Genomic DNA, 24576 nt, shown 5'->3' on the forward strand with positions numbered 1-24576 from the left:
TAGCCTTGTTGAGAATGTTTACCAACTTGCTTTTTTAACCCCAGGGAGTTGACCAAGATGAGCTGATTCACGGAAAGTAATTCGACTCACACCGAATTTTCGCATATAAGCATGCGGACGGCCATCTCTGTCCGGTCTCGGTATTTCAGTCGATTAGGATTTGAGTCGCGAAGCAATTTTCTGAGTGCTTGGTAGTCACCTTTTTCTTTGAGACTTTTTCGCAAATCTGCATAACGTTCGATTAGTTCCAACTACCTCTGATAGCGGGCCATTTTTGATTTTTTAGCCATAAAATTCTCCTTTTCCTAATACCTAACCAGTTAATTAAATTAAAAAAAATAAAGATTGCAAACAATAGGTGTACAATCTTATTAATAGGCTAAAAAAAACAGACCAGACCTATTGATAAGCCAGTCTGTTTATCAATTAATTCAGAGTATCTAATTTTGCAACAAGGTCTGTTGCAAATTGCTCAAGATTAACAATATCCTCATCTTCAGCTGCAAGGTCTACTTTGACATTTTCAGCACCCTTAGTTGCACCACGTGAACCCAACATGACATCAAAGTCATCTACTGCACTACAGAAGTCATCATAGAAGGTATCACCAGAACCGCAAACACCGTAGACCTTACCAGTCAAATCTAAGTTAGCTAGGTCAGCATAGAAATCAACAATTTCATCTGGAAGTTCACCATCACCACCATACGAATAGGTATAGCTAGCTACAACAATAAGGTCTGCATCCAAAATATCTTCTGTTTCAATAGTCGTACATTCATGTACCTGTACTTCAACGCCCAACTCTTCTAGCTTACTGGCGACGATGTCAGCAATTTCTTCTGTGTTACCAGTCATACTAGCGTAAACTATTTTTGCTAGTGCCATAATTTCCTCCAAATTACATAGTAATTCAATTATACCACACTCCCATCATTTTCAAAAGGGGAAGTTTATGCTAAAATGATGAAAAGGAGTTGCTATGACAATTTACAGTAAAATTATTGAAAAAATTCACGAATATGACACGATTATTATTCATCGACATAAAAGACCAGATCCGGATGCGATTGGTAGTCAAGTTGGCTTACAGAAACTCTTGCAGAAGAATTTTCCTGAAAAAACTATCAAGGTAACCGGTTTTGAGGAACCAAATCTTGCTTGGATGGCAGGAATGGACGTAGTTGCAGACCAAGACTATCAAGGAGCCTTAGTAATCGTGACAGACACTGCCAATACTGCGCGTGTGGATGACGACCGTTATACTCAAGGAGATTTCTTGATAAAAATCGATCATCACCCCAATGAGGAGCCTTATGGTGACCTGCTCTGGGTCAATACGGAAGCCAGCTCATGCAGTGAAATGATTACGGAACTAGCCATCCAAAGCCAACTTGAACTCGATGGAGAGATTGCACGTCTACTCTATGCAGGAATTGTGGGCGATACAGGCCGCTTTCTCTATCCAGCAACCAGCTCGCGCACCTTTGAGATTGTTGCTCGTCTCCGCCAAGAAGATTTTGACTTTGCAAGGATGTCTCGCCAGATGGATACCATTGATTTCAAGATTGCCAAGTTGACAGGTTACGTATACGACAACTTGGAAGTGGATGAACATGGTGCGGCACGTGTCGTTTTGACACAGGATATTCTCGAAAAATATGGGGTGACCGATGCGGACACTTCCTTTATCGTAGGTGCACCAGGACGAATTGGAGTCGTTCAATCTTGGGGGATTTTTGTGGAACAAACTGACGGAAATTACAGAGTCCGTTTGCGCAGTAAGTATCTTCCAATCAACGAGATTGCCAAACGCCACGATGGCGGTGGCCACCCACTAGCAAGTGGTGCTAACTCTTATTCACTCTCCGAAAATGAGCAAATATACCAAGAAATCCAAGAGGTAGTGAGGAATGCAAGCAAGTAGTCGCTCCCTTCGGCTTATGGGAACCATCATTGAAACCAGAATATGGCATCCTCAGGCAGAACCGATTTTGGATCAGGTAGAAGAGCTTCTCTATCTCTACAAGGATCGGTTTTCTGCTAATGACTTGACCTCTGAATTAATGGAGGTCAACCTCAATGCTGGTGTTCAGGCGGTTCCTGTTGCCGATGACCTGTATGAATTGATTACATTGGGCAAAGAACATAGTCTGGCTCAGGGATCTTTTTTGAATATTACCATTGGTCCCCTTGTGCAAAGCTGGCGGATTGGTTTTAGCGATGCCAAACTTCCAACTCAAGAAATGATCAGTAAAAAACTCCAACTCATCAATCCAAGGGACATTGAATTGGATGACCAAGAGCACACAGTCTATTTGAGAAAAGAAGGCATGGCGATTGATTTGGGTGCTCTTGCTAAAGGATATGTAGCAGATAAGATTGTCGACTTCTTGAAAAGAATAGGTGTGGAAGCTGGATTGATTAACCTGGGTGGCAATGTCCTGACCTTTGGTCAAGCTCCTCACAATCCAGATGGTTATTGGCGAATTGGTATACAGGATCCTCAGAAACCACGTGGTGAAAATGCCCTCGTCCTAAAAATACGAGAAGAATCGGTTGTCACCTCTGGTATTTACGAAAGAACCCTAACCGTGAATGGAAAGACCTATCATCATATTTTGAGTCCTGAGACTGGCTATCCAATCGAGTCGCAGCTGGCTAGTTTGACCATTGTGTCCAAACGATCCATTGATGGTGAGATTTGGACAACTCGACTGTTTGGTCAAGAAATGACTCGGATTTATAAGATGGTAGAGGAAACTGATGGTATCGAGGCGGTTTTGATTGGGCTTGATGGCAGGATTCTAGTGACTTCAGGGCTTTCTGAGAAAGTTCTTGCCGGTAAAGAAAGGGTTTCTGATAGCTTGGGCAGTCCTTCAAGAGGGGGATTTGGGGCAAGGGTCACTTCTGATGTAGCTTCGGGTGCATCAGCACTTTAGTTTTTGGGAGTTTTTGAAATAACCTAAAATAGTTAAAAATTGGTTTAAAAGACTTGCCAGAAGGAAAAATTTTTGGTAGAATTAAATGGTTATAATCTATGGCTCGAAAAAGAGACCATGGCAGAAAGGAATTTTTATAATGAAAAAAGATATCCATCCAGAATATCGCACTGTTGTCTTCTTGGACACAACTACTGGCTACAAGTTCCTTAGTGGTTCAACTAAGAAATCAAACGAAACAGTTGAATTCGAAGGTGAAACATACCCATTGATCCGTGTGGAAATTTCATCAGACTCACACCCATTCTATACTGGACGTCAAAAGTTCACTCAAGCAGATGGACGTGTGGATCGTTTCAACAAAAAATACGGTCTCAAATAATCAGCGTTATAAAACCGTTAGAAACGTTGATTTTAAGCCATTCCCGAGCCTTGGGAATGGCTTTCTTTTTGAAATGGTAACGGAAATGGTAACGGAAAAAGTAACGGCTGGGCGTTACATTCCCAAAAATTGGGCAAACTTTTCAGCCGCTTTTCTTTTGTATTTTCGTTTTATGGATGTATTACTATTTAAAGTAGTGGTTGTTCCATCAATTGTTTATAATGCCTTGATGAGATTGAACTAGTTTGTACTTATACGATTTTGGCTATACATTTCAACTTTTGATTTCAATGACCAGTCTTTTTTTGCTATAATGGTAAGAGTTAGTATTTGAGTTGAAAGTATGAGGTCATTCATGAATAACAGAGGAACAATTGATAGTCGAATAGATTATTCACTTATTCTACCCGTCTTTTTTTTACTAGTTATAGGCATACTCTCATTGTATATTGCAGTTAGTCAGGATTATCCTGATATTGTACTTCAGATGGTTGGGCAACAGGTTGCATGGATAGGAATTGGAGTTATTGCTGCCTTAATCGTTATGTTTTTTTCTACCAAGTTCTTATGGCAAATTACACCGTTTCTCTATGTTTTGGGTTTAGGATTGATGGTTCTTCCATTATTTTTCTACAGTCCGGATTTAGTTGCTTCAACAGGTGCTAAGAACTGGGTTACGATTGGAGATACAACGCTGTTTCAACCTTCTGAATTTGTGAAAATCTCATACATCATCATGTTGGCAAGAGTGATTGTTACATTTCACAAGTACCATGAAGAACAGTCCATAAAGAATGATTTCAAATTAATAGGATATTTGACACTCTTTACGATTCCTGTTTTGACATTATTGGCCTTACAAAGTGATTTGGGTACATCTTTGGTTTTCATTGCTATTTTTTGCGGAATGGTTCTTTTATCAGGAGTATCATGGAAAATATTGGTGCCCATTAGCCTTGTTGCATTCATTTTGGTGACTGGCTTTATGTTGATTTTTATTTCACCTGGTGGAACAACTCTATTGCATAATTTGGGAATGGACACGTATCAAATCAACCGGATTTCCGCTTGGTTGGATCCTTTTAAAAATGCTCAAAGTACGACCTATCAACAGGCACAAAGTCTCATTGCGATTGGAAGTGGTGGTTTGAAAGGGATTGGATTTAATCAGACTAATTTATTCATCCCAGTTCGTGAAAGTGACATGATTTTTACTGTTATTGCTGAGAATTTTGGTTTTATAGGTAGTAGTGTGTTGATTGGTCTATATTTATTGTTAATTTATAGAATGTTACGGGTTACCTTGAAATCGAACAACAAATACTATACCTACATATCTACAGGCTATATCATGATGCTTTTGTTCCACGTTTTTGAGAATATTGGTGCAGCAACTGGATTATTGCCTTTGACAGGTATTCCTTTACCTTTTATTTCACAAGGTGGATCATCAATGGTAGCCAACTTAATTGGTATAGGATTGATTTTGTCCATGGGTTACCAGTATCATTTGTCGAATGAAAGAGACAATGATCATTCACGTAAATTTAAAAAAATTACGATCAAACGTTTAGAAAGATAGGTTTTATATGGTAAAAGTTGCAGTAATGTTGGCGCCGGGTTTTGAAGAAATCGAGGCTTTGGCACCTGTTGATATTTTTCGTAGGGCTGGATTTGACTGTCATATGATAGGATTGCTGGATCGAACCGTTGAAGGTTCTCATGGAATTCGTGTGGAAGCTGATACAAGGTTTTCGGGACAATTAACTTCCTATGATCTTGTTGTATTGCCGGGGGGGATGCCAGGTGCTACAAACCTTCGTGATCATAGTGAATTGATCGCGGACTTACAGGCTGTTGTTGACACTGGTAAATTTGTTGCTGCTATCTGTGCTGCTCCTATTGTGCTGGACAGAGCAGGCTTATTGGAGAATAGAAACTACACTTGCTATCCAGGTATGGAACAGGATATTCAATCAGGGAATCATATTGAAGAAGTAGTTGTAGTTGATGGTCCAATCGTTACAAGTCGTGGGGCAGGAACTAGTCTGGAATTTGCTTATACGTTGGTAGATATGTTTGGCAATGATGGGCATGAATTAGCTAAGAAGATGGTTTATCGCCGTAATTAAGTAGAACGAGAAAGGTAGAATGAGAGTCATCTACCTTTCTTTTTTACTGTTAAATTAGTAAAAAATATGCTATAATGAAAGGTATTCACTAGAATGTTTTTAATAGCGATAAAGGAAGAAAAATGACAGAAGAAATCAAAGATTTACAAGAAAAAGCTCAAGAGTATGATGCCAGTCAAATCCAAGTTCTAGAGGGTCTTGAAGCTGTTCGTATGCGTCCAGGGATGTATATTGGTTCCACATCTAAAGAAGGTTTACATCATTTGGTGTGGGAAATTGTCGATAACTCGATTGACGAGGCGTTGGCGGGATTTGCGAATAAAATTGAAGTTATCATTGAGAAAGATAATTCTATTACCGTTATTGATAATGGACGCGGTATTCCTGTTGATATTCAGGAAAGAACGGGTCGCCCAGCTGTTGAGACGGTCTTCACAGTGCTCCATGCCGGAGGTAAATTTGGCGGAGGTGGCTACAAGGTATCTGGTGGTTTGCACGGCGTTGGTTCTTCTGTTGTAAATGCTTTGTCTGCTCAATTGGATGTACGAGTCTATAAAAACGGTCAGGTTTATTACCAAGAATACCGAAGAGGTGAAGTTGTTGCAGATTTGAAAGTAATAGGTGAAACAGACCGTTCTGGTACAACTGTTCATTTCACACCAGACCCTGAGATTTTTACTGAAACAACTGAATTTGAATTTACTAAATTAAACAAGCGAATTCAAGAACTTGCATTTCTAAACCGTGGTTTAAATATTTCAATTACTGACAAACGGGAGGGCTTGGAACAAACCAAGGAATACCATTATGAAGGCGGGATTGCCTCTTATGTTGAATACCTCAATGAAAATAAAGATGTGATTTTTGAGACACCAATTTACACTGAGGGTGAGATGGAGGATATCACTGTTGAGGTTGCTATGCAATATACAACAAGTTATCATGAAAATGTCATCAGTTTCGCCAATAATATCCATACTCATGAAGGCGGTACTCACGAACAAGGTTTCCGTACAGCACTGACTCGTGTCATCAATGATTACGCTAAAAAGAACAAAATCTTAAAGGAAAATGAAGACAATCTAACTGGTGAAGATGTTCGAGAAGGTTTGACAGCAGTCATTTCTGTTAAGCATCCTGTACCGCAATTTGAAGGACAAACAAAGACAAAACTTGGAAATAGCGAAGTTGTAAAGATTACAAACCGCCTCTTTTCTGATGCTTTTGCAGAGTTTCTGTTGGAAAATCCACAGATTGCTCGACGGATTGTTGAGAAAGGGATTCTGGCGAGCAAGGCTCGTATTGCAGCCAAACGTGCGCGTGAAGTAACTCGTAAGAAATCAGGTCTTGAGATTTCCAACCTTCCTGGTAAGTTAGCTGATTGTTCATCGAATGATCCAACAAAGACAGAGTTGTTTATCGTTGAGGGGGATTCAGCCGGTGGATCAGCAAAATCTGGACGAAATCGTGAGTTTCAGGCAATCTTGCCAATTCGTGGTAAAATCTTGAACGTTGAAAAAGCGAGCATGGATAAGATTTTGGCTAATGAAGAAATCCGTAGCTTATTTACTGCTATGGGGACTGGGTTTGGAGCGGATTTTGATGTTACCAAGGCTCGTTACCAAAAATTAGTCATCATGACGGATGCCGATGTCGATGGTGCTCATATTCGTACTCTCCTTTTGACTTTATTCTACCGCTACATGCGTCCGATTGTTGAAGCAGGATATGTCTACATTGCACAACCACCTATCTATGGTGTTAAGGTTGGAAGCGATATTAAAGAGTATATTCAACCAGGTGTCAATCAAGAGCAGGAATTACAAGAAGCTTTAGAGAGACATAGTACAGGACGCTCTAAGCCAACTATTCAGCGTTATAAAGGTTTGGGAGAGATGGATGATCATCAATTATGGGAGACAACTATGAATCCAGAAAACCGTTTAATGGCGCGTGTTTCAGTTGATGATGCTGCAGAAGCTGACAAGATATTTGATATGCTGATGGGGGATAAGGTCGAACCTCGTCGAGAGTTTATCGAAGAAAATGCCGTGTATTCAACACTAGATGTGTAAAAATGAAAAAAATAGTGCAATTGCTAGTAAGATATGGTATAATTAAGCGATATTTACTCGTAATCATTATGAAACTAAGGAGATTTACATGCCTACTGGAACAATCATTTTAATCATTTCGATTGTTATTATTTTAATCATTGCCTATGTAGCCTGTCTGATTGTTCGCAAACGTAATGAAAACCTTTTGGTTGCATTAGAGAAGCGCAAGGAAGATTTATTTAATCTGCCAGTGAATCAGGAAGTGGAGGCCGTTAAGGCGCTTCATTTGATTGGTCAAAGCCAAGTTACATTCCGTGAGTGGAATCAAAAATGGGTGGATTTATCACTCAACTCATTTGCTGATATTGAAAATCATATTTTTGAAGCTGAAGGTTTTAACAATTCTTTCCGATTCATTAGCGCAAAAAATGCAATTGATAGTATTGAAAGCCAGATTAATTTGGTTGAGGAAGATATTGAAGCTATTCGCCACGGACTTGTTGAGTTAAAAGAACAAGAGGAGAAAAATTCAGGTCGCGTGAAACATGCATTGAATCTCTTCGATAGTTTACAGGAAACAGTTCGAGATAATGCTGATAGTTTTGGGGAAACCTTGCCAGAATTAGAGAAACAGTTGAAGAATATTGAAGTCGAATTCTCTGAGTTTGTCATGTTAAATTCATCTGGGGACCCAATCGAGGCGTCTGAAATTCTTGATAAGACGGAAGAGCATATGATTGCCCTGAGTCAAATTATGGATCGTATTCCTAATTTGATTGAAAAGCTCGAAAAATCATTCCCAGATCAATTAGATGATTTGGAGACTGGTTATCGCAAATTAGTAGAACAAAACTATTTGTTTACAGATAATGATATAGAATCTCAATTCCAGAATATTCGTGTCTCTATTCGTGAAAATACAGCCTTGGTTGTATCTTTTGATTTGGATGCAGCTGAAGTTGAAAATGAAAAGATTCAAGCTAAACTGGAAAACCTTTATCAATTGTTCACTCGTGAAGTCGAAGCACATAAAGCAGTTGTGAAGATTAGTAATACCTTGCCAAAATTCTTGGCACATGTCACAGAAAATACTGCGAAACTTGACGAAGAAGCTTCTCGTTTAAATGCAAGTTATTTACTGGCAGAAAGTAAATTGTCTCGTATTAATCAATTGAAAAAACGTTTGGAGTCCATTGAAATAGTTGTGACTGAAAGTGTTGATGAGATTGAGACTCCACAAGTTGCTTATTCAATTTTACAAGAGCGTCTAGAACATGCTTTATCAACATTGAAAGAAATCGAAGAAGAGCAATTGGTACTTGCAGAGTATCTGAAGTCACAAGAAATTTCAGAAAATGCAGCGCGTAAAAAAGCTACACTTTATATCAATAAGCTTCATACCTTGAAACGCTACATGGAAAAACGCAATATGCCAGGCATTCCTGGTGAGTTCTTAACAAGTTTCTTCAGAACAAGCGATCATGTTGAGGCATTGATTTCTGAATTGGACTATAAACGAATTAACATCGAAGTGGTTAACCGTTTATTAGAAAATGCTACTTACGATATGAATCAACTGGAAGAGTTAGCTTATTTAATTGTACAAAATGCAACTTTGACAGAGCAACTCTTACAATATTCTAACCGTTACCGCTCATTCGATGAGAATGTTCAAAAAGCTTTTAATCGTTCTTTAGCTATTTTTGAAAAAGAGTTTGATTATCAAGCCTCTTTTGAAGAAATTTCATTTGCATTGGAGACAGTTGAGCCTGGTGTAACAGAACGTTTCGTTCGTTCATATGAAAAAACTCGTGAAGCCATTCGCTATTAAACAAAGACGAAAAGACCAGTATATCGCATTAGGAAAAGCGATATACTGGTCTTTTTTGTAAGTCCTATCGGTAATTGATGACTTCTTCTTTAGAAATAGAGTATTCTTCTAATAAGGATTCGAGCTGATCAAAGCCTAATCTGAAATGGGCCAGTTTATGACCATCAGATCCAATTGAATAGCGATGGCACCCCAATTGTTGAACCAGAGAAAGTGCATAACGATAAAGGTCTTCGTGATGGTAGAGGTAGATACTCTTTGCATTTAATTCAAATGCAAGATTATTCTCGATCATTTTTTGAAAAATACGAATTAACTGTGGTTCATATATCTGTAAATCCTTGACAGATAAGTCGAAGAGACGAAATCCATAGTCAAAATGGGCAAGAACATCAGCCTCAACGCGTCCGATAGCGTATTCTAGTCGATCTAAGTAGTCACTTATGATGGTATGCATATCCATGTCAGCTACTTCATCGTCTAAGTAGTCATTTACTCCATTATGGTGGACGGAAAGTAGCTTTAGATCAAACTCTTTATCAGCCAGATAAGAAAGAATGTCTGCTTCGCGTGGCTGGAAGTAGCCAATTTCAATTCCTTTTTTGATGCGGTTATTGTATTGTTTGTTTAGCTCAGCTATTTCTTTAGAATAGGCTTCATAGTCGGGTACATCGTCCTGTTTGCTGTAAGGGTTGGATAAGTCAAAATGTTCTGTTGTCACAATTTCGCCATCGTACTGATCCAAATAATCTTTAAAATCTGTTTCTGAGTCATAGGAATGATGAGTGTGCAAATGGTTATCTCGCATGGCAAACCTCCTTTTTTTCTATTGTAACAGAAGCTAGAATCTTGAGCAAGACTTACTTTAAAGGCGAAGGTTAGGATTATCATAAATAATTCTGATAATTCTTGCAATTTCTTAAAAATTTGGTAAAATAGTACAAAATAGAAAATCGAAGATAGAAACAATCCCAAATCACTTGCAGAGAGTATCTAGTTGCTGAAAGGATACAATGATTTGGGCACACATTCTTGAGTGCAGTTGTGAACGGTTGAAAGACTCAATAGCAATTGACGTCTGCTCACGTTACGAGCTGAAGTCTTAGACTTCCTGAGGGATATGTGGCGACATATATCTGAATGAAGGTGGAACCACGTGCAAACGTCCTGATACGAGGACTTCGCATGTGGTTTTTTGATTTTGGAGGATAAAATGGAACTAAAAGGACTGAGAAAGATTGAACCTTACATAGCTGGAAAACAGCCAAAGGTAAAAAATATGATTAAGCTTAATACAAATGAAAATGCCTATGGTCCAAGTCCGGCTGTCATAGATGCATTGGCGAAATTTGAAGGAAAACACCTCCGGCGCTACTCTAGCTTAGATCAGGCTGATTTGCGTCAGGCACTTGCGCATCAGCATGGATTGGATCCGGAGCAGTTTGTGATAGGAAATGGTTCAGATGATATTCTTTCCATGGCTTTCCTTGCTTTTTTTCAAACCGAATCGCCTGTGTTATTTCCAGATCTAACCTATGGGTTCTATAAGGTATGGGCTCAACTCTATGGTGTTCCTTATGAGGAGGTTCCTTTGAGAACTGATTTTAGCTGGCATGTAGCTGACTATCAGAGGGAATGTGGAGGTATTATTCTAACCAATCCAAATGCACCGACAGGGCGTTTTCAGACCTTAGATGAGATCGAGGCTGTATTGAAAGCCAATTCACATGTAGTGGTTATAATTGATGAAGCCTACGTCAATTTTGGTGGACAGTCAGCATTGGGGCTTCTTGATAAATATCCGAATTTATTTATTACTCGTACATTTTCTAAAGATGCTTCTCTAGCAGGATTGCGAGTTGGATACGGTGTAGGTTCTAAGCAACTCATAAGTGTGATTCAAGCCGTTCGCAATTCGATCAATCCCTATAATGTTGATGCGATTTCAGAAACACTTGCACTTGCAGCAGTGGAAGATTGGTCATATTATCAACAGTCTTGCCAAGCCATTATGGAAACACGTGATTGGTTTGCAAATGAATTAGAGGGCTTAAACTTCGATGTCTTACCTTCATCAACAAATTTTCTTTTAGTCAAACCCTCATTGGTTAAGGCGGAGGAGCTGTTTGCCTATTTAGAAAAAGAAAATATTTATATTCGCTATTTTCCTTCCCAGGAACGAATTCAGGATTGGCTTCGTATTTCCATTGGAACGCAGAAGGAAATGGAAACTGTCCTATTAAAAATAAAGGAATATTGTCATGAACAAACGAACATTGCCACAGGGCTTACATGATAAACTGTTTAAACGGGCCAAAGCAACTTATGAAATTGAAAGGACTGTTAGTGATCTCTTAATGGAACGAGGATTTCATCGGATTGAGACACCAACATTGGAACATTTTGAAGTTTTTTCTGATCAGGTAAATAGAGATAATTACCATTTATTTGATAAAGAAGGTCAATTACTTAGCCTGCGCCCAGATATTACCAGTCAAATTGCCAGAGTTATTGCCTCAACACGGGTGCACACACCAATTAAATTTTCATACTCTGGCAAGGTTTTTCAAAGTCAGGAGTTGATGCGGGGGTTGGAAAATGAGCGAACTCAGGCTGGTATCGAAATTATTGGCTTTCCTGCTCAAGTAGCATATCAGCATGCCATTTCTAGTGCGAAGGAAGCTCTTGATAAGCTTGGATTAAAGGGATATAAATTTGAGTTTTCTCATGCGGCAATTTTAAGGACCATCTTCGATCATCTTGAATTGACTGGTGAACTTGCAAATGAACTCTCTCTCCATATTCGGGATAAAAACATCACTAAGTTAAATGAATTTACCAAGCGAAACCCTAGTGAATTTGATGGCTTTATTCGTAGGCTTCCTTATTTATTTGGAGAGAGTGAGACGGTCTTGAGACAAGCTCGGGAAGTGGTGACCAATTCTCAATTACTCAAGACCTTTGATCAATTAGAAGAATTGATTACCTTGATTGAGAAAGACTTAGGTATCGTAACTGTAGATTTAGCGCAACTTCCAACAGTTCCATACTATACCGGTATGATGTTCAAGGTTTTTGATCAACAGGTACCGGATGCCTTCTTATCTGGAGGGCGATATGATAAATTGTTTGAACGATTTGGTGCTCAGAAACTGACAGCGGTTGGATGGGCTTTAGAGATTGATGCGGTTTATCAAGCAATCCGTAAGAATATTGATTATGAAGGGGGCCAGTAAGATGGTGGAACAAGTAACCATTGCTCTAACCAAAGGGCGGATTGAGAAAGAAACGCTTGCTTTACTTGAAAAAGCTGGATTTGACATGTCCTTTATGATGGAAAAAGGGAGAAACTTGATTTTTGAAAGTCCAGATGGGCAGTTTCGTTTTTTATTGGTCAAGGCTCCTGATGTAACGACCTATGTTCGACATGGGGTGGCAGATTTAGGGATTGTTGGTAAGGATGTGCTGATTGAGCACCCAACTGGTTTTCTTGAAATGTTAGATTTAAATTTTGGACTTTGTAAATTTTCAGTAGCTTCCATTCCTACATACAATCCAAGTGACCATAAGCGCAAGCGTATTGCAACCAAATATCCAACTGTTGCCATGGAATATTTTAATAAAAAAGGTGAAGATGTTGAAATCATTTCTATACAAGGCAGTGTGGAAATTGCTCCAGTATTAGGGTTGGCAGATGCTATTGTGGATATTGTGGAAACTGGAAATACCTTAGTTGCTAATGGTCTCGTAGTTTTCGAAGATATTTGTCGTATTTCGACAAGGTTGATTGTTAATAAGGCAAGTATTAAGAACAAGCCCCAAATTCGTGAGTTTATTGAAAAATTGGAAACTATTGTTGGAAATGAGGAGGTACCCTTTACATGAAACGATTAAGTGGAAAAAGTCAAGAAATTGCACAGCTTCTCTATGAAGAACAGATTGCACTAAATGCAGAAACTGTATCGGTTGAGGAAGTTGTTAAAGACATCGTGGCCGATGTTGCTCAAAATGGTGATGAGGCTCTTATACGTTACAATCAACAGTTTGATGGTATTCATGTGGAACAACTGGCTGTTTCTGATGAGATGATTGATGAAGCCTTTGCGGCTATTGATTCGCAAATCCTTTCTGCCTTACAAAAAGCGAAGGCGAATATTGAATCCTACCATCTGCAACAGGTTGAAAAGGGATTTGAAGATCAACCATCACCTGGTGTTATCCGTGGTCAGTTGATTCGTCCATTGGAGAGGGTTGGTGTCTACGTCCCAGGTGGTACTGCTGCCTATCCTTCATCTGTTCTAATGAACGTTGTTCCAGCTAAAATTGCTGGTGTTTCAGAAATTGTAATGATTACTCCTCCACAGGAAACCTATCATCCAGCTATATTGGTTGCAGCAAAACTAGCTGGTGTAGATAAGATTTATCAGGTGGGTGGGGCTCATGGCATTGCTGCTCTTGCATATGGAACGGAGTCTATTCCAAAGGTAGATAAGATAACAGGTCCTGGAAATATTTATGTAGCAACGGCAAAAAAACTAGTTTATGGTTTGGTTGGGATTGATATGATAGCTGGACCATCCGAAATTGGGGTGATCGCAGATGAAACAGCTAACCCTGTTTATGTTGCTGCGGACTTATTATCACAAGCTGAACATGATAAATTGGCACGAGCTATTTTAGTGACTAATTCGGCCAAACTGGCTCAACAAGTAGAACAAGAAATTGAACGGCAGCTTGAATCACTACCGAGAAAGGAAATTGCAGCAGCATCAATTGCTGATAATGGACGGATTATCCTCACAGAAACAGTAGATGAAATGTTTGAGCTGATGAATTTGGTTGCTCCAGAGCATTTGGAAATTGCAATGGAAAATGCCTATGAATATCTACCATTTGTCAAACATGCAGGCTCTATCTTTTTAGGACATTTTACTAGCGAGCCTATTGGAGATTATTTTGCAGGGACCAATCACGTCCTTCCTACATCTGGAACCAGCCGTTTTTATTCAGCATTGGGAGTTCATGATTTTATCAAGCGTATTCAGTATACACAATATAGTAAGGAAGCTGTACAAGCAGCCAGTCAGGCCATTACAACCTTGGCATATTCAGAAGGTTTGGCTGCTCATGCACGTGCAATTGAGGTGAGAAATGAAGAAAGTTAAAGGATTATTGGTCATGGATGTGGATAGCACCTTGATCATGGAAGAAGGAATTGATTTATTAGGCGAGGAAGCAGGGGTAGGCGAACAGGTTGCAAGTATTACCGAGCGTGCCATGCGGGGTGAGTTAGATTTTGAAGAAGCACTTCGGGAACGTGTTGCCCTGTTAAAGGGCTTGCCAGAAACAGTTCTGGATACTATCTTAGGACGTATTCATTTCACACCTGGGGCAAAAGAACTGGTAGCAGAGTTGCACAAGCGAGGTTATAAGGTTGCAGTTGTTTCAGGCGGCTTCCATCAAACGGTGGATATCCTAGCGGAGCGACTCAATCTCGATTATGTTAAAGCTAACCACTTGGAAATTATCAATGGTAAATTAACAGGTCGTGTTCTTGGTGAAATTGTGACTAAGGATGTAAAAAAAGCTCAGTTGAAAGCTTGGGCTTTAGACAATGACTTAGAACTGAAGGATACGGTTGCCATGGGAGATGGAGCCAATGACCTACCTATGATTCAGGAGGCGGGTATTGGAATTGCTTTTTGTGCGAAACCAATTGTTGAACAAGCCGCTCCTTACCGTATCACCGAAAAAAATCTCTATAAGGCAATTGAAATTATTGATGAGGTAAGTGCATGAGACAAGCAAGTATTGAACGTAACACATTTGAGACCAAAATCAAGTTGACGGTAAATCTGGATCAACAAGAACCTGTTGAGATTGCAACAGGTGTAGGTTTTTTTGACCATATGCTGACGCTTTTCGCCCGTCATAGCCGCATTTCACTCCTTGTTACTGTAGATGGAGATACTTGGGTGGATAGTCACCATACTGTTGAGGATGTGGGAATTGTTTTAGGACAAGCTATAAGAGAAGCCTTAGGTAAAAAAGAAGGTATAAACCGCTATGGAACTAGCTTTGTACCCATGGATGAAACGCTTGGAATGGCTAGTCTTGATCTTTCTGGTCGTTCTTACCTGGTTTTTGATGCTCATTTTGACAATCCAAAATTAGGAGATTTTGATACTGAATTAGTGGAAGAATTCTTTCAAGCGTTGGCCTTCAATCTACAAATGAACCTCCACTTAAAAATATTACATGGAAAGAATAGTCATCACAAGTCAGAAAGTTTATTCAAGGCTACTGGTCGTGCTTTACGAGAAGCAATCACGATAAACCCTGAGATTCAAGGGGTTAACTCAACAAAAGGGATCTTGTAAGATGATGATTGTAATTGATTATGATGCTGGCAATACTGCAAATGTATTGCGAGCTTTAAAGAGTATTGGAGTAGAAGCAGTATTGTCTGCAAATCCAGAGAAAATTCGGAAGGCCCAAGGATTAATATTGCCTGGAGTAGGAGCCTTTCCTTCTGCAATGGCGGAGTTGGAAAAACGCCAACTCATCCCAGCCATTAAGGAGGCTGTAGCTGGCGGAACACCCCTCTTGGGAATTTGTCTTGGGATGCAGTTGCTTCTTGAAGAAGGATTGGAACACAAGCCAACTCAAGGATTAGGACTGATTCCTGGAACGTGTCGGCCAATCCTACCAGAGGCTGGATTTCCTGTCCCCCACATGGGATGGAATGTTTTGCAAACGAGACAACAGAATCCACTCACTAGTGATTTAGATGGAGAATCTGTCTATTTTGTCCATAGTTATTTTACAGATATTCCCAATGAATATTTGGATGTAACTGCCTCTTATAGCCAAGAAATTCCAGCTATGATATCCAAAGAAAAAGTGTATGGTGCGCAATTTCACCCTGAAAAATCGGGGGAGATTGGCCTAGGCATTTTGCGGAATTTTGCTCAAGTTTGTCAACTAGAAAGTAGAGGTGGGATATGAAGATTTATCCAGCCATAGATATAAGAGAAGGTCGCGCTGTTCGTCTGTTCAAAGGAGACTTTCGTCAAGAGACAGTTGTTAATCCAGATGTGATTGGACAAGCTAAACTATTCAAAGAAGCTGGTATTGATTTTATCCATGTTGTGGATTTGGATGGAGCTTTGGAAGGGCGGGCTGCCAACCGTGATTTAATTGCTCAGTTAAAACAGGAGACCGATTTGAACATACAAGTTGGTGGGGGAATTCGCACCATTGAGCAGATTGCGGACTATTTGGAAGTTGGTATTGATCGTGTGATTATTGGTTCTATGGCTGTCAAAAATCCTTCTTTTGTGCAAGAGGCACTAGCTCAGTTTGGCAGTGATAGAATCGTTGTAGGGATTGATGCAAAATTTGGTCGTGTCGCAACGGAAGGGTGGCTTGAAACCAGTGATGTAGACTTTGTTCAGCTTGCTTTAGAAATGGAAAAAATTGGTGTCCGCTTATTTGTTTATACAGATGTAGATCGCGATGGAACGCTAGCAGGTCCCAACTTTGCTCATTACAAAGAGTTAATTGCAAAACTCACAAGTGCCAAAGTAATTGCTTCTGGTGGTATTCATGCTCTCAGTGATTTGGAACAATTAAAAGCAATTGGTGTTTACGGTACGATCGTAGGCAAGGCTTACTATAGTGGAAGAATTAGCCTTGCTGAACTGGTTGAAGTGGAGGAATAATATGTTAGCGAAACGCATTATTCCTTGCCTTGATGTCAAAGACGGCCGAGTGGTTAAAGGTGTTAATTTTGTCAATTTAACTGATGTGGGGAATCCTGTTGATGCTGCCAAAGCCTATTATGAAGCTGGTTGTGATGAACTAGTTTTCCTTGATATTACAGCAACCCATGAAGAACGAGATACGACTGTTGATATGGTACGCCGAGTTGCAGAGCAGGTTTTTATTCCTTTTACAGTTGGTGGAGGTATTCGGTCGGTCGAAGATATGAATAAGATGCTAAAGGCTGGTGCCGACAAGGTTTCTGTAAATTCATCAGCTGTTGCAAATCCACAACTCATTGCGGACTGTGCAGAAAAGTTTGGTAATCAATGTGTAGTGGTGGCAATAGATGCAAAAAAAGTAGAGGATGGTTCCTGGCATGTCTTTGTAGCAGGTGGTAGAAAAGATACAGGTATTGACCTACTTGACTGGGCCAAAAAGGTAGTTTCCCTTGGTGCTGGTGAAATCCTTTTAACCAGCATGGATAAGGATGGCACCAAGTCTGGTTTTGATATCGAAATGCTCAATGCTGTGGCTAATGTAGTGACGGTTCCGATCATTGCTTCAGGTGGTGCGGGCAATAGCCAACATATCTTAGAGGTTTTTGAACAAACTCCTGCTACTGGAGCGTTGGCTGCTTCTATATTTCACTATGGTGAAGTGAGCATTGCTGATACTAAGCAGGCTATGCGACAAAGTGGAATAGAGGTAAGAGTGTGATGGTACAGTTAAATTTTGAAAAGCAGGGGGGACTGATACCTGTGATTGTTACAGACTACCAAACAGGTCAGGTCCTCATGCTCGCTTACATGAATCAAGATGCCTATGAAAAAACACTAAGTACCAGGCAAATGCACTACTGGAGTCGTTCTCGCCAGGAGCTTTGGCATAAAGGCGCAACGAGTGGACATTTTCAAGAGGTAGTCTCCATAAAAACGGATTGTGACAATGATACTCTCCTGGTATCCGTTCGACAAACAGTTGCTGCCTGCCACACAGGTGCATACAGTTGTTTCTTTAATGATATTTTGTAATGAAAGGAAAAAAGATGCTCAATACCCTATATCAAGAAGCTCTAGATCGTAAAACCAACCCCAGAGAGGGTTCTTATACCAATTACCTTTATACCAAAGGCTTGGATAAAATCTTGAAAAAAGTCGGAGAAGAATCGACAGAAGTTGTACTCGCTGCAAAAAATGCAGATAAAGATGAAATTTCTCAAGAAGTTGCTGATTTGCTCTACCATTTAGCAGTACTTTTAGTGGAAACAGAAGTATCACCTCAAGATGTAGAAGCTGTATTAATTGAACGTCAAGGAAAAATAAGTAAAACAACCGACAGAAAAGAAATCACCAATTACTAGTGAATTTAGGGTAACTAATCGAAAGAAATTAATATCTTTGATTTCCGTTACTTCCAGTTAACCAATATGTTTAAGTTAGGCTAGGGTAGGGTAGTAAATCTTTGACTTACACTTTTCGAAAATCAAAATTATCCGTTGACAAGAGCCTTGATGAGTGGAGTGGGAAAGACATTGACCAGGTCAAAAAGAGTTCCCCTCACTTCCAAATATGTAGGTTCGGGCTTCTGTGGTCACCTTCTAATTTTACGGTGGCCAGCTAAAACAGTTTCCCAAACAAACCTCGCTTTTATTTTTTAGCTCGGGTTAAAACAGTCACTTCCCTGACTGTTTTAATCCACTCCACTGGACTATTTTGACACAAATTTCGTTTGTTTTTTCCTACCGCTAATAATATCCCAGATTGTTAGAGTAATCTGAGATTTTGACACGAACTCTGAGAAGTGGCCCTGGGCTTGAGGCAAGCCTCAGCTTGTTGTAGTTGAATGAGAAAGTAACATAGTAATATCTTCGGCTTCATGTCCCGAAGACAGATTGCAATATTTCTAGACTTCAACTATCTATCAGATAGTTGAAGCTAGGGTGCTTTCGATTTTCATTGAGTATTAAAAAGTATTAGAATGTTGATGGAAATAAAAATCAGATGTTCATTGTAATGTGAGCATCTGATTTTTTTAGTTGAAAAAAATTCTCGAGTCTAATATCTAAAGGAGGCTGGGCATAAAGCCCAGGGTCGCTTCTCAGAGTTCGCGTCAACATCTCAGCGCAGTGGTTGATTGGCAGATTTGTTCGTGTTTTACACTCCAAATCTAACCTAATCAACTGTGCGGGGGTGGGAAGACGAACTCTTTTTATCTTAGTCGAGTTCTTTCCCACTCCCATTACTTTTCAAATTCTGCTTTGCTTTTAACATCGCCGTATTCTTCAGCAACTTCTTTACTGAGAATGTCTGCGTAGCTTGCAAGTGGGATGTCTTGACCATATTTTTTACGGAGAGCTGTTGTGACTAACCGATACGCTAAGTTGACATTGCGAGACAAGATGGGACCATGGAAGTAGCTACCAAAGGTATTTTTGTAGTGCATACCCTCTCCTCCATCTTCCTTGTTGTTCCCATTACCATAGACAACATTACCTAGCGGTTTCTGATTATCAGCCAAGAAAGTTCGGCCTTGGTGGTTTTCAAATCCATAGTAGGTCTCATTAAATTCATCATTGTGAATTTTGATATCCCCAATATAGCGGTTATTAGTCTGGTTGAGTGTATAGTGACCTAAAATGCCTAAACCGTCAATTTTACGTCCACCTGCTTCAATATAATATTTACCAAGTAATTGGAATCCTCCACAGATGGCTAGCATAACACCTCCATTTTCAATGTAGTCAGCTAGATTTTCTTTTTTTGTTGGCAAATCTTTGGCTAGAACAGATTGCTCATAATCTTGACCGCCCCCGAAAAAGACGATGTCATATAAGTCTTTGTCAAAACGGTCTGTCAGCGAAACAATGTCGACTTGAACTCGCGCCCCCAGCTTTTCAGCAACATATTTGAGCATAAGGACATTGCCATTATCACCATAGGTATTCATCAAGTCGCCGTAAAGGTGAGCGATATGGAGATCGTATTGATAGTCTTTATCAGGGCTTTTTAAACAGGTATAGACCATTATTTCATCTCCTTTCCAACGGCTTGACGCTGAGCGAGTAAGTCACGAAATTCCAACATAGCTGTATATGTAGCCAATATATAGGCGTGTTGGCTGCTAGATTGCTCTATTAAGCTCATGATGTCCTCCAGTTTAGATGTTTCAACAATCTGGTTTTCAGGGAAACCAGTCACACGAAGGCGACGGGCAATCTCTGATGAACGAACCCCACCAGCAAACACTTGTGGAATGTCCATTTGGGTTATTTGCTCAAAGTCTGCATCCCAAATCCAGCTGGTATCAATACCGTCAGCGTAGTTGGCGTTAAGTAGGACTGACAAACTAAAGTCATATGGAGCCAATTTCATCATTTCAATGGCTTGAGTTGCACCTACTGGATTTTTGATAAGGACAAGTGTGCAATTCTTATCCCCTATTTTAAAGGATTCTTGGCGACCAAAAACTGCCTTAGATTTATCAAAACCGGCTTTGATTACTTCAGGTGAAACTCCGAAGAATTCAGCGACACTGACTGCTGCAAGAGCATTATAAATGTTGTAGAGACCACCGATATTGATTTTATAATCTTGGCCATCAATCACGAAAGTAGAAGAAGTATTGGTAATTTCCTTCAACTCAGTCAACTTGTAGTCCAGCTCAGGTCTGCTAAAGCCACAGTTGGTACAAATATAGCTCCCTAAGTTAGCATATGTATTGAGCTTGTACTGGATAGTCTGGTGGCAATGTGGGCAAAGAATGCCTTCAGTATTGTAATGCGCCAGTCGTGGTTCATGTTCTTCCGTTGCAAAACCGTAGTATTTAACTGGATTGATAACAGAAGTTGAATTGAAGAGCGGGCTATCACCATTCGCCAATATAGTTGCTTGAGGAGCTTTGGATGCCCCGTCCAAAATCATCTGATAGGTGGTATAAATTTCACCGTAGCGATCCATTTGATCACGGAAGATATTGGTGAAGACTATTAAGCTAGGTTTAATAAAATCTGTAATACGAGCAAGGCTGGCTTCGTCAATTTCTAAGACAGCTATTTTTTTGCCATTCTTATTTTTCTTAGCTGATAAAAAAGTGGCTGTAATCCCGGTAATCATATTGGCACCACTAGTGTTGGTTGTGATTTCTCCAAATGCTTCTTGGAGAATTCCAACTGTTAATGCGGTTGTCAACGTCTTGCCGTTTGTTCCGGTAATGACGACAACTTCATAATCCTTAGCTAAATTGTCTAAAATATGTTTATCGAATTTGAGGGCGATTTTGCCAGGAAGGGTCGTTCCTCGTCCAAGTTTTTTCAAGATAAATTGACTGGATTTCCCTGCTGCAATCCCTAGTAATGTATTTATTTTCATGGAACTATTTTAACATAAAATAAACTGTTTATCTATTATGGAACTATGAGATACTTCACAATGATATGTCATTTTTTTTATCCGTTAAAGAGAGCTCGGACTCATATATGTGCCTAATTTATGATATAATAGAAACACTACTGTGTTATACTTTAGAAAGTGTGAGGTATACATGTTAAACTTAAACCAATTATTTGATTTAGGCTATTGGTCAAGTTTGATAGCAAGTCCATGGACTGCTCTTCTTCACCTAATAGATATTAGTATTGTTGCTTATTTGATTTATAATTTTAGTAAGGCCATCGCTGGTACTAAGATTATGACCCTCATTCGAGGAGTATTTCTTTTTATTATTGTTCAAATTGTAGCAAGTATTTTTGGCTTACAAACGATAGCTTGGTTGATTAACCAAGTCATCACTTATGGGGTCATTGCAGCAGTTGTTATCTTTGCTCCTGAATTTCGAGCTATGTTGGAAAAGCTCGGGCGAACAACTCAGATTTTTACGACAAATACCGTCAGTGCGGAAGAAAAATTAATAGTTGCCTTTCTTAAGTCGGTTGCTTACATGTCCCCACGGAAAATCGGAGCCTTAGTGGCGGTTGAGCAAGCTCAGACCTTGCAGGAGTATCGATCTACCGGAATTCCGTTAAATGCAGATGTGTCCAGGGAACTTTTAATTAATATTTTTATTCCCAATACTCCTTTGCATGATGGGGCAGTAATCGTTAAGGAGGACAAAATCGCAGTAGCTTGTGCCTATTTGCCTTTGTCAGAAAGTGCAGGGATTTCCAAGGAATTTGGGACACGACACCGCGCTGCGATTGGATTATCGGAAGTGTCAGACGCCTTTGTCTTTATTGTTTCAGAGGAAACGGGCAGTATCTCTATTGCACATAATGGCATTTTCAAACATGATCTGACCTTAGAAGAGTTTGAAGCAGAGTTACGGGCTACTTTTATTCGAGAACCTGATATCAAACAAACTGTATGGAAACGATTGAGGGGAGGCAAGAATGAATAAAAAGTTTAGAATAGTTGGTCATCTCACCCTATCTATTTTTTTAGCCCTCTTACTCTTTTTCTATGCTACGACAACCAATTATAAAAATTCAGAGTCATCTGCGAGTAATACCGAATCAGAAACCTATGTTCATACTTTAAGTGGCGTCCCAATTGACATTGAATACGACACGAATAAGTATTTTATATCTGGTTTCTCCTCAACTGTGGATGTCGAGTTACGAGGATCCAACCGTGTACTTCTACAACGAGAATCTGATGAATCGACTCGCACTTTTCAAGTTATTGCAGATTTAAGAGAGCATACGGAAGGCACGCGAACAGTTAAATTACAATTAGCTAATCTACCAGCGGGTATCAGTGCCACATTGGCACCAGATGCTATTACTGTTAAAATCGGGAAAAAAGTTAGTCAGAGTTTTGCCGTTGAAGGGGTCATTTATAGCAATCAATTGGCAAGTGGATACAGTGTGTCTAAAGTCACTGTGGATGTCAGCTCTGTAAAGGTGACTACTGATGAAGAAACCATGGCAAAAATTGATCATGTGGAAGCAGTTGCAGTTGATATTAGTAATTTAGACTCAAATTATAGTGGTACAGCCAAGCTACAAGCAGTTGATAGTGATGGAAATGTCTTGCCAGTGGTTTTATCTGAAACAGAAGCAAATATTCAAGTCGTTGTTACAAAAACAAAATAAGGAATGAAAAAAATGGGTAAATATTTTGGTACGGACGGTGTCCGTGGAGAAGCAAACGTAGAATTGACGCCAGAATTGGCATTTAAACTAGGTCGTTTTGGTGGCTATGTCCTTAGTCAACATGAAACGGATGTACCTCGAGTTTTCGTGGCGCGTGACACACGTATTTCAGGACAAATGCTTGAGTCTGCTTTGGTTGCAGGTCTTTTATCAGTAGGTATTCATGTATATAAACTTGGTGTGCTCGCAACACCTGGTGTTGCCCACTTAGTCAAAGCAGAAAAAGCTAGCGCAGGGGTTATGATTTCTGCAAGCCACAATCCAGCACAGGATAATGGAATTAAGTTCTTTGCTGGTGATGGTTTCAAATTAGATGATGCATTGGAAGCAGAGATAGAAGCTCTTCTTGATGCGGAAGAAGATACATTACCACGTCCGTCTGCTCAAGGTTTGGGTGATGTAGTGGAGTATCCAGAAGGTCTACGCAAGTATCAACAATTTTTAGTATCAACTGGTACTGAATTAGAAGGTATGAAAGTTGCTTTGGATACAGCTAATGGTGCAGCGGCAACTTCTGCTCGCCAAATTTTTGCAGACCTAGGCGCAGATTTGACGGTTATCGCTGAAAATCCAGACGGTTTGAATATTAATGAGGGCGTTGGTTCTACGCATCCTGAAAAATTGCAAGAATTAGTTAAGGAAACCGGTAGTCAAATTGGCCTTGCCTTTGATGGAGATAGCGATCGCTTGATTGCTGTAGACGAGAATGGTGATTTAGTAGATGGCGATCGCATCATGTATATCATTGGTAAATACCTTGCTGATCGTGGTCTATTGGCCAAAAATACAATTGTGACCACAGTTATGTCCAATCTCGGATTCCATAAGGCCTTGGATCGCGAAGGAATTGAAAAAGCTGTGACCGCAGTTGGAGACCGTTATGTGGTCGAGGAAATGCGCAAAGAAGGTTACAATATTGGTGGTGAACAATCTGGTCACGTAATTCTTATGGATTATAATACCACAGGTGATGGCCAATTGACCGCTGTGCAACTGACTAAAATCATGAAAGAAACAGGTAAAACCTTGTCAGAGTTGGCAGCAGAAGTTACGATTTATCCACAAAAATTAGTCAATATTCGTGTTGAAAACAGCATGAAGGATAAATCTATGGAGGTTCCTGCTATCGCAGCTATCATTGAAAAGATGGAGGCAGAGATGGCAGGGAATGGCCGTATCTTAGTTCGTCCAAGTGGGACTGAGCCACTATTGCGTGTTATGGCGGAAGCCCCAACAGATGCTGAGGTTGACTACTATGTAGATACAATCGTAGATGTGGTTCGTGCTGAAATCGGTTTAGATTAAAAGAGTAAACAG

At 39.8% G+C, this 24576-nt stretch carries 26 protein-coding genes and 1 pseudogene; 22 read left to right on the top strand and 5 right to left on the bottom strand.

Translation table 11 applies throughout. The annotated features are described in order from the left end of the window. Positions 1 to 18 precede the first annotated feature (18 nt). Together rpsN and ACPC58_RS01305 are read right to left on the bottom strand one after the other, a co-directional pair. Positions 19 to 251: pseudogene (gene rpsN / locus ACPC58_RS01300) on the bottom strand (30S ribosomal protein S14). 175 nt (positions 252 to 426) lie between these two features. Next, positions 427 to 888 (bottom strand): flavodoxin, encoded by a 462-nt coding sequence (locus ACPC58_RS01305; protein WP_217374881.1) that lies wholly within the window; start codon positions 886 to 888, stop codon positions 427 to 429. 94 nt (positions 889 to 982) lie between these two features. Between ACPC58_RS01305 and ACPC58_RS01310 the strand changes: the two genes are divergently transcribed. The 8 genes from ACPC58_RS01310 to ezrA all read left to right on the top strand — a co-directional run bounded on the left by ACPC58_RS01310 (position 983) and on the right by ezrA (position 9344). Then, positions 983 to 1927 (top strand): DHH family phosphoesterase, encoded by a 945-nt coding sequence (locus tag ACPC58_RS01310; protein ID WP_312950388.1) that lies wholly within the window; start codon positions 983 to 985, stop codon positions 1925 to 1927. After that, a complete protein-coding gene (locus tag ACPC58_RS01315; protein ID WP_434065005.1) occupies positions 1914 to 2942 on the top strand; it encodes an FAD:protein FMN transferase in 1029 nt (342 codons plus the stop codon). The genes ACPC58_RS01310 and ACPC58_RS01315 overlap by 14 nt, the downstream gene beginning before the upstream one ends. A 139-nt stretch (positions 2943 to 3081) precedes the next feature. Then, the gene (locus ACPC58_RS01320; protein WP_172036431.1) at positions 3082 to 3324 is read left to right on the top strand and encodes a type B 50S ribosomal protein L31; all 243 of its coding nucleotides are present in this window, start codon (positions 3082 to 3084) and stop codon (positions 3322 to 3324) included. Then, positions 3281 to 3568 (top strand): hypothetical protein, encoded by a 288-nt coding sequence (locus ACPC58_RS01325; protein ID WP_434065006.1) that lies wholly within the window; start codon positions 3281 to 3283, stop codon positions 3566 to 3568. The genes ACPC58_RS01320 and ACPC58_RS01325 overlap by 44 nt, the downstream gene beginning before the upstream one ends. A gap of 99 nt (positions 3569 to 3667) precedes the next feature. Then, complete coding sequence (locus tag ACPC58_RS01330) at positions 3668 to 4906, top strand: FtsW/RodA/SpoVE family cell cycle protein (RefSeq protein WP_434065007.1); 1239 nt, start codon at positions 3668 to 3670, stop codon at positions 4904 to 4906. A 7-nt stretch (positions 4907 to 4913) separates the two neighbouring features. Continuing rightward, on the top strand, positions 4914 to 5456 hold the full coding sequence (locus ACPC58_RS01335) for a DJ-1 family glyoxalase III (RefSeq protein WP_217374885.1): 543 nt from the start codon (positions 4914 to 4916) through the stop codon (positions 5454 to 5456). A gap of 122 nt (positions 5457 to 5578) precedes the next feature. Continuing rightward, positions 5579 to 7531, top strand: coding sequence for a DNA topoisomerase (ATP-hydrolyzing) subunit B (gene gyrB, locus ACPC58_RS01340; RefSeq protein ID WP_217374886.1), 1953 nt, complete (start codon positions 5579 to 5581; stop codon positions 7529 to 7531). Between the two features lie 88 nt (positions 7532 to 7619). After that, entirely contained in the window at positions 7620 to 9344 is a 1725-nt protein-coding gene (gene ezrA / locus ACPC58_RS01345; RefSeq protein ID WP_274504721.1) for a septation ring formation regulator EzrA, read from the top strand. A 64-nt stretch (positions 9345 to 9408) separates the two neighbouring features. Here the strand turns inward: ezrA and ACPC58_RS01350 are convergent, their stop codons facing one another. After that, positions 9409 to 10152 carry a PHP domain-containing protein gene (locus tag ACPC58_RS01350; protein WP_217374888.1) on the bottom strand — a complete coding sequence of 248 codons (744 nt, stop codon included), beginning with the start codon at positions 10150 to 10152 and terminating at the stop codon, positions 9409 to 9411. Between the two features lie 405 nt (positions 10153 to 10557). Between ACPC58_RS01350 and hisC the strand changes: the two genes are divergently transcribed. From hisC to hisE, 11 genes are read left to right on the top strand one after another with little or no spacing between them, the layout of a single operon-like run. Next, the gene (hisC, locus tag ACPC58_RS01355; RefSeq protein WP_217374889.1) at positions 10558 to 11640 is read left to right on the top strand and encodes a histidinol-phosphate transaminase; all 1083 of its coding nucleotides are present in this window, start codon (positions 10558 to 10560) and stop codon (positions 11638 to 11640) included. Then, complete coding sequence (locus ACPC58_RS01360) at positions 11606 to 12580, top strand: ATP phosphoribosyltransferase regulatory subunit (protein ID WP_277836749.1); 975 nt, start codon at positions 11606 to 11608, stop codon at positions 12578 to 12580. Before hisC ends, ACPC58_RS01360 begins: the two co-directional genes overlap by 35 nt. A gap of 1 nt (position 12581) precedes the next feature. Next, a complete protein-coding gene (gene hisG / locus ACPC58_RS01365) occupies positions 12582 to 13229 on the top strand; it encodes an ATP phosphoribosyltransferase (protein ID WP_172036684.1) in 648 nt (215 codons plus the stop codon). Beyond that, positions 13226 to 14509 (top strand): histidinol dehydrogenase, encoded by a 1284-nt coding sequence (hisD, locus tag ACPC58_RS01370; protein WP_434065008.1) that lies wholly within the window; start codon positions 13226 to 13228, stop codon positions 14507 to 14509. The genes hisG and hisD overlap by 4 nt, the downstream gene beginning before the upstream one ends. Next, positions 14496 to 15143 carry a phosphoserine phosphatase SerB gene (serB, locus tag ACPC58_RS01375; protein ID WP_434065009.1) on the top strand — a complete coding sequence of 216 codons (648 nt, stop codon included), beginning with the start codon at positions 14496 to 14498 and terminating at the stop codon, positions 15141 to 15143. The genes hisD and serB overlap by 14 nt, the downstream gene beginning before the upstream one ends. Continuing rightward, entirely contained in the window at positions 15140 to 15724 is a 585-nt protein-coding gene (gene hisB / locus ACPC58_RS01380; RefSeq protein WP_024392395.1) for an imidazoleglycerol-phosphate dehydratase HisB, read from the top strand. The genes serB and hisB overlap by 4 nt, the downstream gene beginning before the upstream one ends. A gap of 1 nt (position 15725) precedes the next feature. Beyond that, positions 15726 to 16352: an imidazole glycerol phosphate synthase subunit HisH gene (hisH, locus tag ACPC58_RS01385; protein WP_318150860.1), complete on the top strand. Its 627-nt coding sequence runs from the start codon at positions 15726 to 15728 to the stop codon at positions 16350 to 16352. Then, positions 16349 to 17068, top strand: coding sequence for a 1-(5-phosphoribosyl)-5-[(5-phosphoribosylamino)methylideneamino]imidazole-4-carboxamide isomerase (gene hisA / locus ACPC58_RS01390; protein WP_237396101.1), 720 nt, complete (start codon positions 16349 to 16351; stop codon positions 17066 to 17068). Before hisH ends, hisA begins: the two co-directional genes overlap by 4 nt. Position 17069: 1 nt before the next feature. Beyond that, the gene (gene hisF / locus ACPC58_RS01395) at positions 17070 to 17828 is read left to right on the top strand and encodes an imidazole glycerol phosphate synthase subunit HisF (protein WP_434065010.1); all 759 of its coding nucleotides are present in this window, start codon (positions 17070 to 17072) and stop codon (positions 17826 to 17828) included. Continuing rightward, a complete protein-coding gene (gene hisI / locus ACPC58_RS01400; protein ID WP_160864561.1) occupies positions 17828 to 18142 on the top strand; it encodes a phosphoribosyl-AMP cyclohydrolase in 315 nt (104 codons plus the stop codon). The genes hisF and hisI overlap by 1 nt, the downstream gene beginning before the upstream one ends. A gap of 14 nt (positions 18143 to 18156) precedes the next feature. Further along, complete coding sequence (gene hisE / locus ACPC58_RS01405; protein ID WP_434065039.1) at positions 18157 to 18471, top strand: phosphoribosyl-ATP diphosphatase; 315 nt, start codon at positions 18157 to 18159, stop codon at positions 18469 to 18471. Between the two features lie 878 nt (positions 18472 to 19349). Here the strand turns inward: hisE and gatD are convergent. Together gatD and murT are read right to left on the bottom strand one after the other, a co-directional pair. Continuing rightward, entirely contained in the window at positions 19350 to 20135 is a 786-nt protein-coding gene (gene gatD, locus ACPC58_RS01410) for a lipid II isoglutaminyl synthase subunit GatD (protein WP_277836745.1), read from the bottom strand. Next, positions 20135 to 21478, bottom strand: coding sequence for a lipid II isoglutaminyl synthase subunit MurT (gene murT / locus ACPC58_RS01415; RefSeq protein WP_434065011.1), 1344 nt, complete (start codon positions 21476 to 21478; stop codon positions 20135 to 20137). The genes gatD and murT overlap by 1 nt, the downstream gene beginning before the upstream one ends. 172 nt (positions 21479 to 21650) lie before the next feature. Here murT and cdaA point away from each other — a divergent pair, with 172 nt between their 5' ends. Genes cdaA through glmM form a run of 3 tightly spaced genes read left to right on the top strand, consistent with a single transcriptional unit; the run spans position 21651 to position 24564 of the window. After that, on the top strand, positions 21651 to 22502 hold the full coding sequence (gene cdaA, locus ACPC58_RS01420) for a diadenylate cyclase CdaA (protein WP_217374898.1): 852 nt from the start codon (positions 21651 to 21653) through the stop codon (positions 22500 to 22502). Further along, positions 22495 to 23199, top strand: coding sequence for a CdaR family protein (locus tag ACPC58_RS01425; protein WP_434065012.1), 705 nt, complete (start codon positions 22495 to 22497; stop codon positions 23197 to 23199). The genes cdaA and ACPC58_RS01425 overlap by 8 nt, the downstream gene beginning before the upstream one ends. Positions 23200 to 23211: 12 nt before the next feature. Beyond that, a complete protein-coding gene (glmM, locus tag ACPC58_RS01430; protein ID WP_217374900.1) occupies positions 23212 to 24564 on the top strand; it encodes a phosphoglucosamine mutase in 1353 nt (450 codons plus the stop codon). Positions 24565 to 24576 lie beyond the last annotated feature (12 nt).

Source organism: Streptococcus sp. VTCC 12905, from assembly GCF_049893385.1.
Lineage (GTDB): Bacteria > Bacillota > Bacilli > Lactobacillales > Streptococcaceae > Streptococcus > Streptococcus suis_AA.

Excerpts from the sequence above, each read along its gene's own strand:
- ACPC58_RS01305 (WP_217374881.1), bottom strand. The coding sequence starts at position 888 with ATGGCACTAGCAAAAATAGTTTACGCTAGTATGACTGGTAACACAGAA.
- ACPC58_RS01310 (WP_312950388.1), top strand. The coding sequence starts at position 983 with ATGACAATTTACAGTAAAATTATTGAAAAAATTCACGAATATGACACG.
- ACPC58_RS01315 (WP_434065005.1), top strand. The coding sequence starts at position 1,914 with ATGCAAGCAAGTAGTCGCTCCCTTCGGCTTATGGGAACCATCATTGAA.
- ACPC58_RS01320 (WP_172036431.1), top strand. The coding sequence starts at position 3,082 with ATGAAAAAAGATATCCATCCAGAATATCGCACTGTTGTCTTCTTGGAC.
- ACPC58_RS01325 (WP_434065006.1), top strand. The coding sequence starts at position 3,281 with ATGGACGTGTGGATCGTTTCAACAAAAAATACGGTCTCAAATAATCAG.
- ACPC58_RS01330 (WP_434065007.1), top strand. The coding sequence starts at position 3,668 with ATGAGGTCATTCATGAATAACAGAGGAACAATTGATAGTCGAATAGAT.
- ACPC58_RS01335 (WP_217374885.1), top strand. The coding sequence starts at position 4,914 with ATGGTAAAAGTTGCAGTAATGTTGGCGCCGGGTTTTGAAGAAATCGAG.
- gyrB (WP_217374886.1), top strand. The coding sequence starts at position 5,579 with ATGACAGAAGAAATCAAAGATTTACAAGAAAAAGCTCAAGAGTATGAT.
- ezrA (WP_274504721.1), top strand. The coding sequence starts at position 7,620 with ATGCCTACTGGAACAATCATTTTAATCATTTCGATTGTTATTATTTTA.
- ACPC58_RS01350 (WP_217374888.1), bottom strand. The coding sequence starts at position 10,152 with ATGCGAGATAACCATTTGCACACTCATCATTCCTATGACTCAGAAACA.
- hisC (WP_217374889.1), top strand. The coding sequence starts at position 10,558 with ATGGAACTAAAAGGACTGAGAAAGATTGAACCTTACATAGCTGGAAAA.
- ACPC58_RS01360 (WP_277836749.1), top strand. The coding sequence starts at position 11,606 with ATGAACAAACGAACATTGCCACAGGGCTTACATGATAAACTGTTTAAA.
- hisG (WP_172036684.1), top strand. The coding sequence starts at position 12,582 with ATGGTGGAACAAGTAACCATTGCTCTAACCAAAGGGCGGATTGAGAAA.
- hisD (WP_434065008.1), top strand. The coding sequence starts at position 13,226 with ATGAAACGATTAAGTGGAAAAAGTCAAGAAATTGCACAGCTTCTCTAT.
- serB (WP_434065009.1), top strand. The coding sequence starts at position 14,496 with ATGAAGAAAGTTAAAGGATTATTGGTCATGGATGTGGATAGCACCTTG.
- hisB (WP_024392395.1), top strand. The coding sequence starts at position 15,140 with ATGAGACAAGCAAGTATTGAACGTAACACATTTGAGACCAAAATCAAG.
- hisH (WP_318150860.1), top strand. The coding sequence starts at position 15,726 with ATGATGATTGTAATTGATTATGATGCTGGCAATACTGCAAATGTATTG.
- hisA (WP_237396101.1), top strand. The coding sequence starts at position 16,349 with ATGAAGATTTATCCAGCCATAGATATAAGAGAAGGTCGCGCTGTTCGT.
- hisF (WP_434065010.1), top strand. The coding sequence starts at position 17,070 with ATGTTAGCGAAACGCATTATTCCTTGCCTTGATGTCAAAGACGGCCGA.
- hisI (WP_160864561.1), top strand. The coding sequence starts at position 17,828 with ATGGTACAGTTAAATTTTGAAAAGCAGGGGGGACTGATACCTGTGATT.
- hisE (WP_434065039.1), top strand. The coding sequence starts at position 18,157 with ATGCTCAATACCCTATATCAAGAAGCTCTAGATCGTAAAACCAACCCC.
- gatD (WP_277836745.1), bottom strand. The coding sequence starts at position 20,135 with ATGGTCTATACCTGTTTAAAAAGCCCTGATAAAGACTATCAATACGAT.
- murT (WP_434065011.1), bottom strand. The coding sequence starts at position 21,478 with ATGAAAATAAATACATTACTAGGGATTGCAGCAGGGAAATCCAGTCAA.
- cdaA (WP_217374898.1), top strand. The coding sequence starts at position 21,651 with ATGTTAAACTTAAACCAATTATTTGATTTAGGCTATTGGTCAAGTTTG.
- ACPC58_RS01425 (WP_434065012.1), top strand. The coding sequence starts at position 22,495 with ATGAATAAAAAGTTTAGAATAGTTGGTCATCTCACCCTATCTATTTTT.
- glmM (WP_217374900.1), top strand. The coding sequence starts at position 23,212 with ATGGGTAAATATTTTGGTACGGACGGTGTCCGTGGAGAAGCAAACGTA.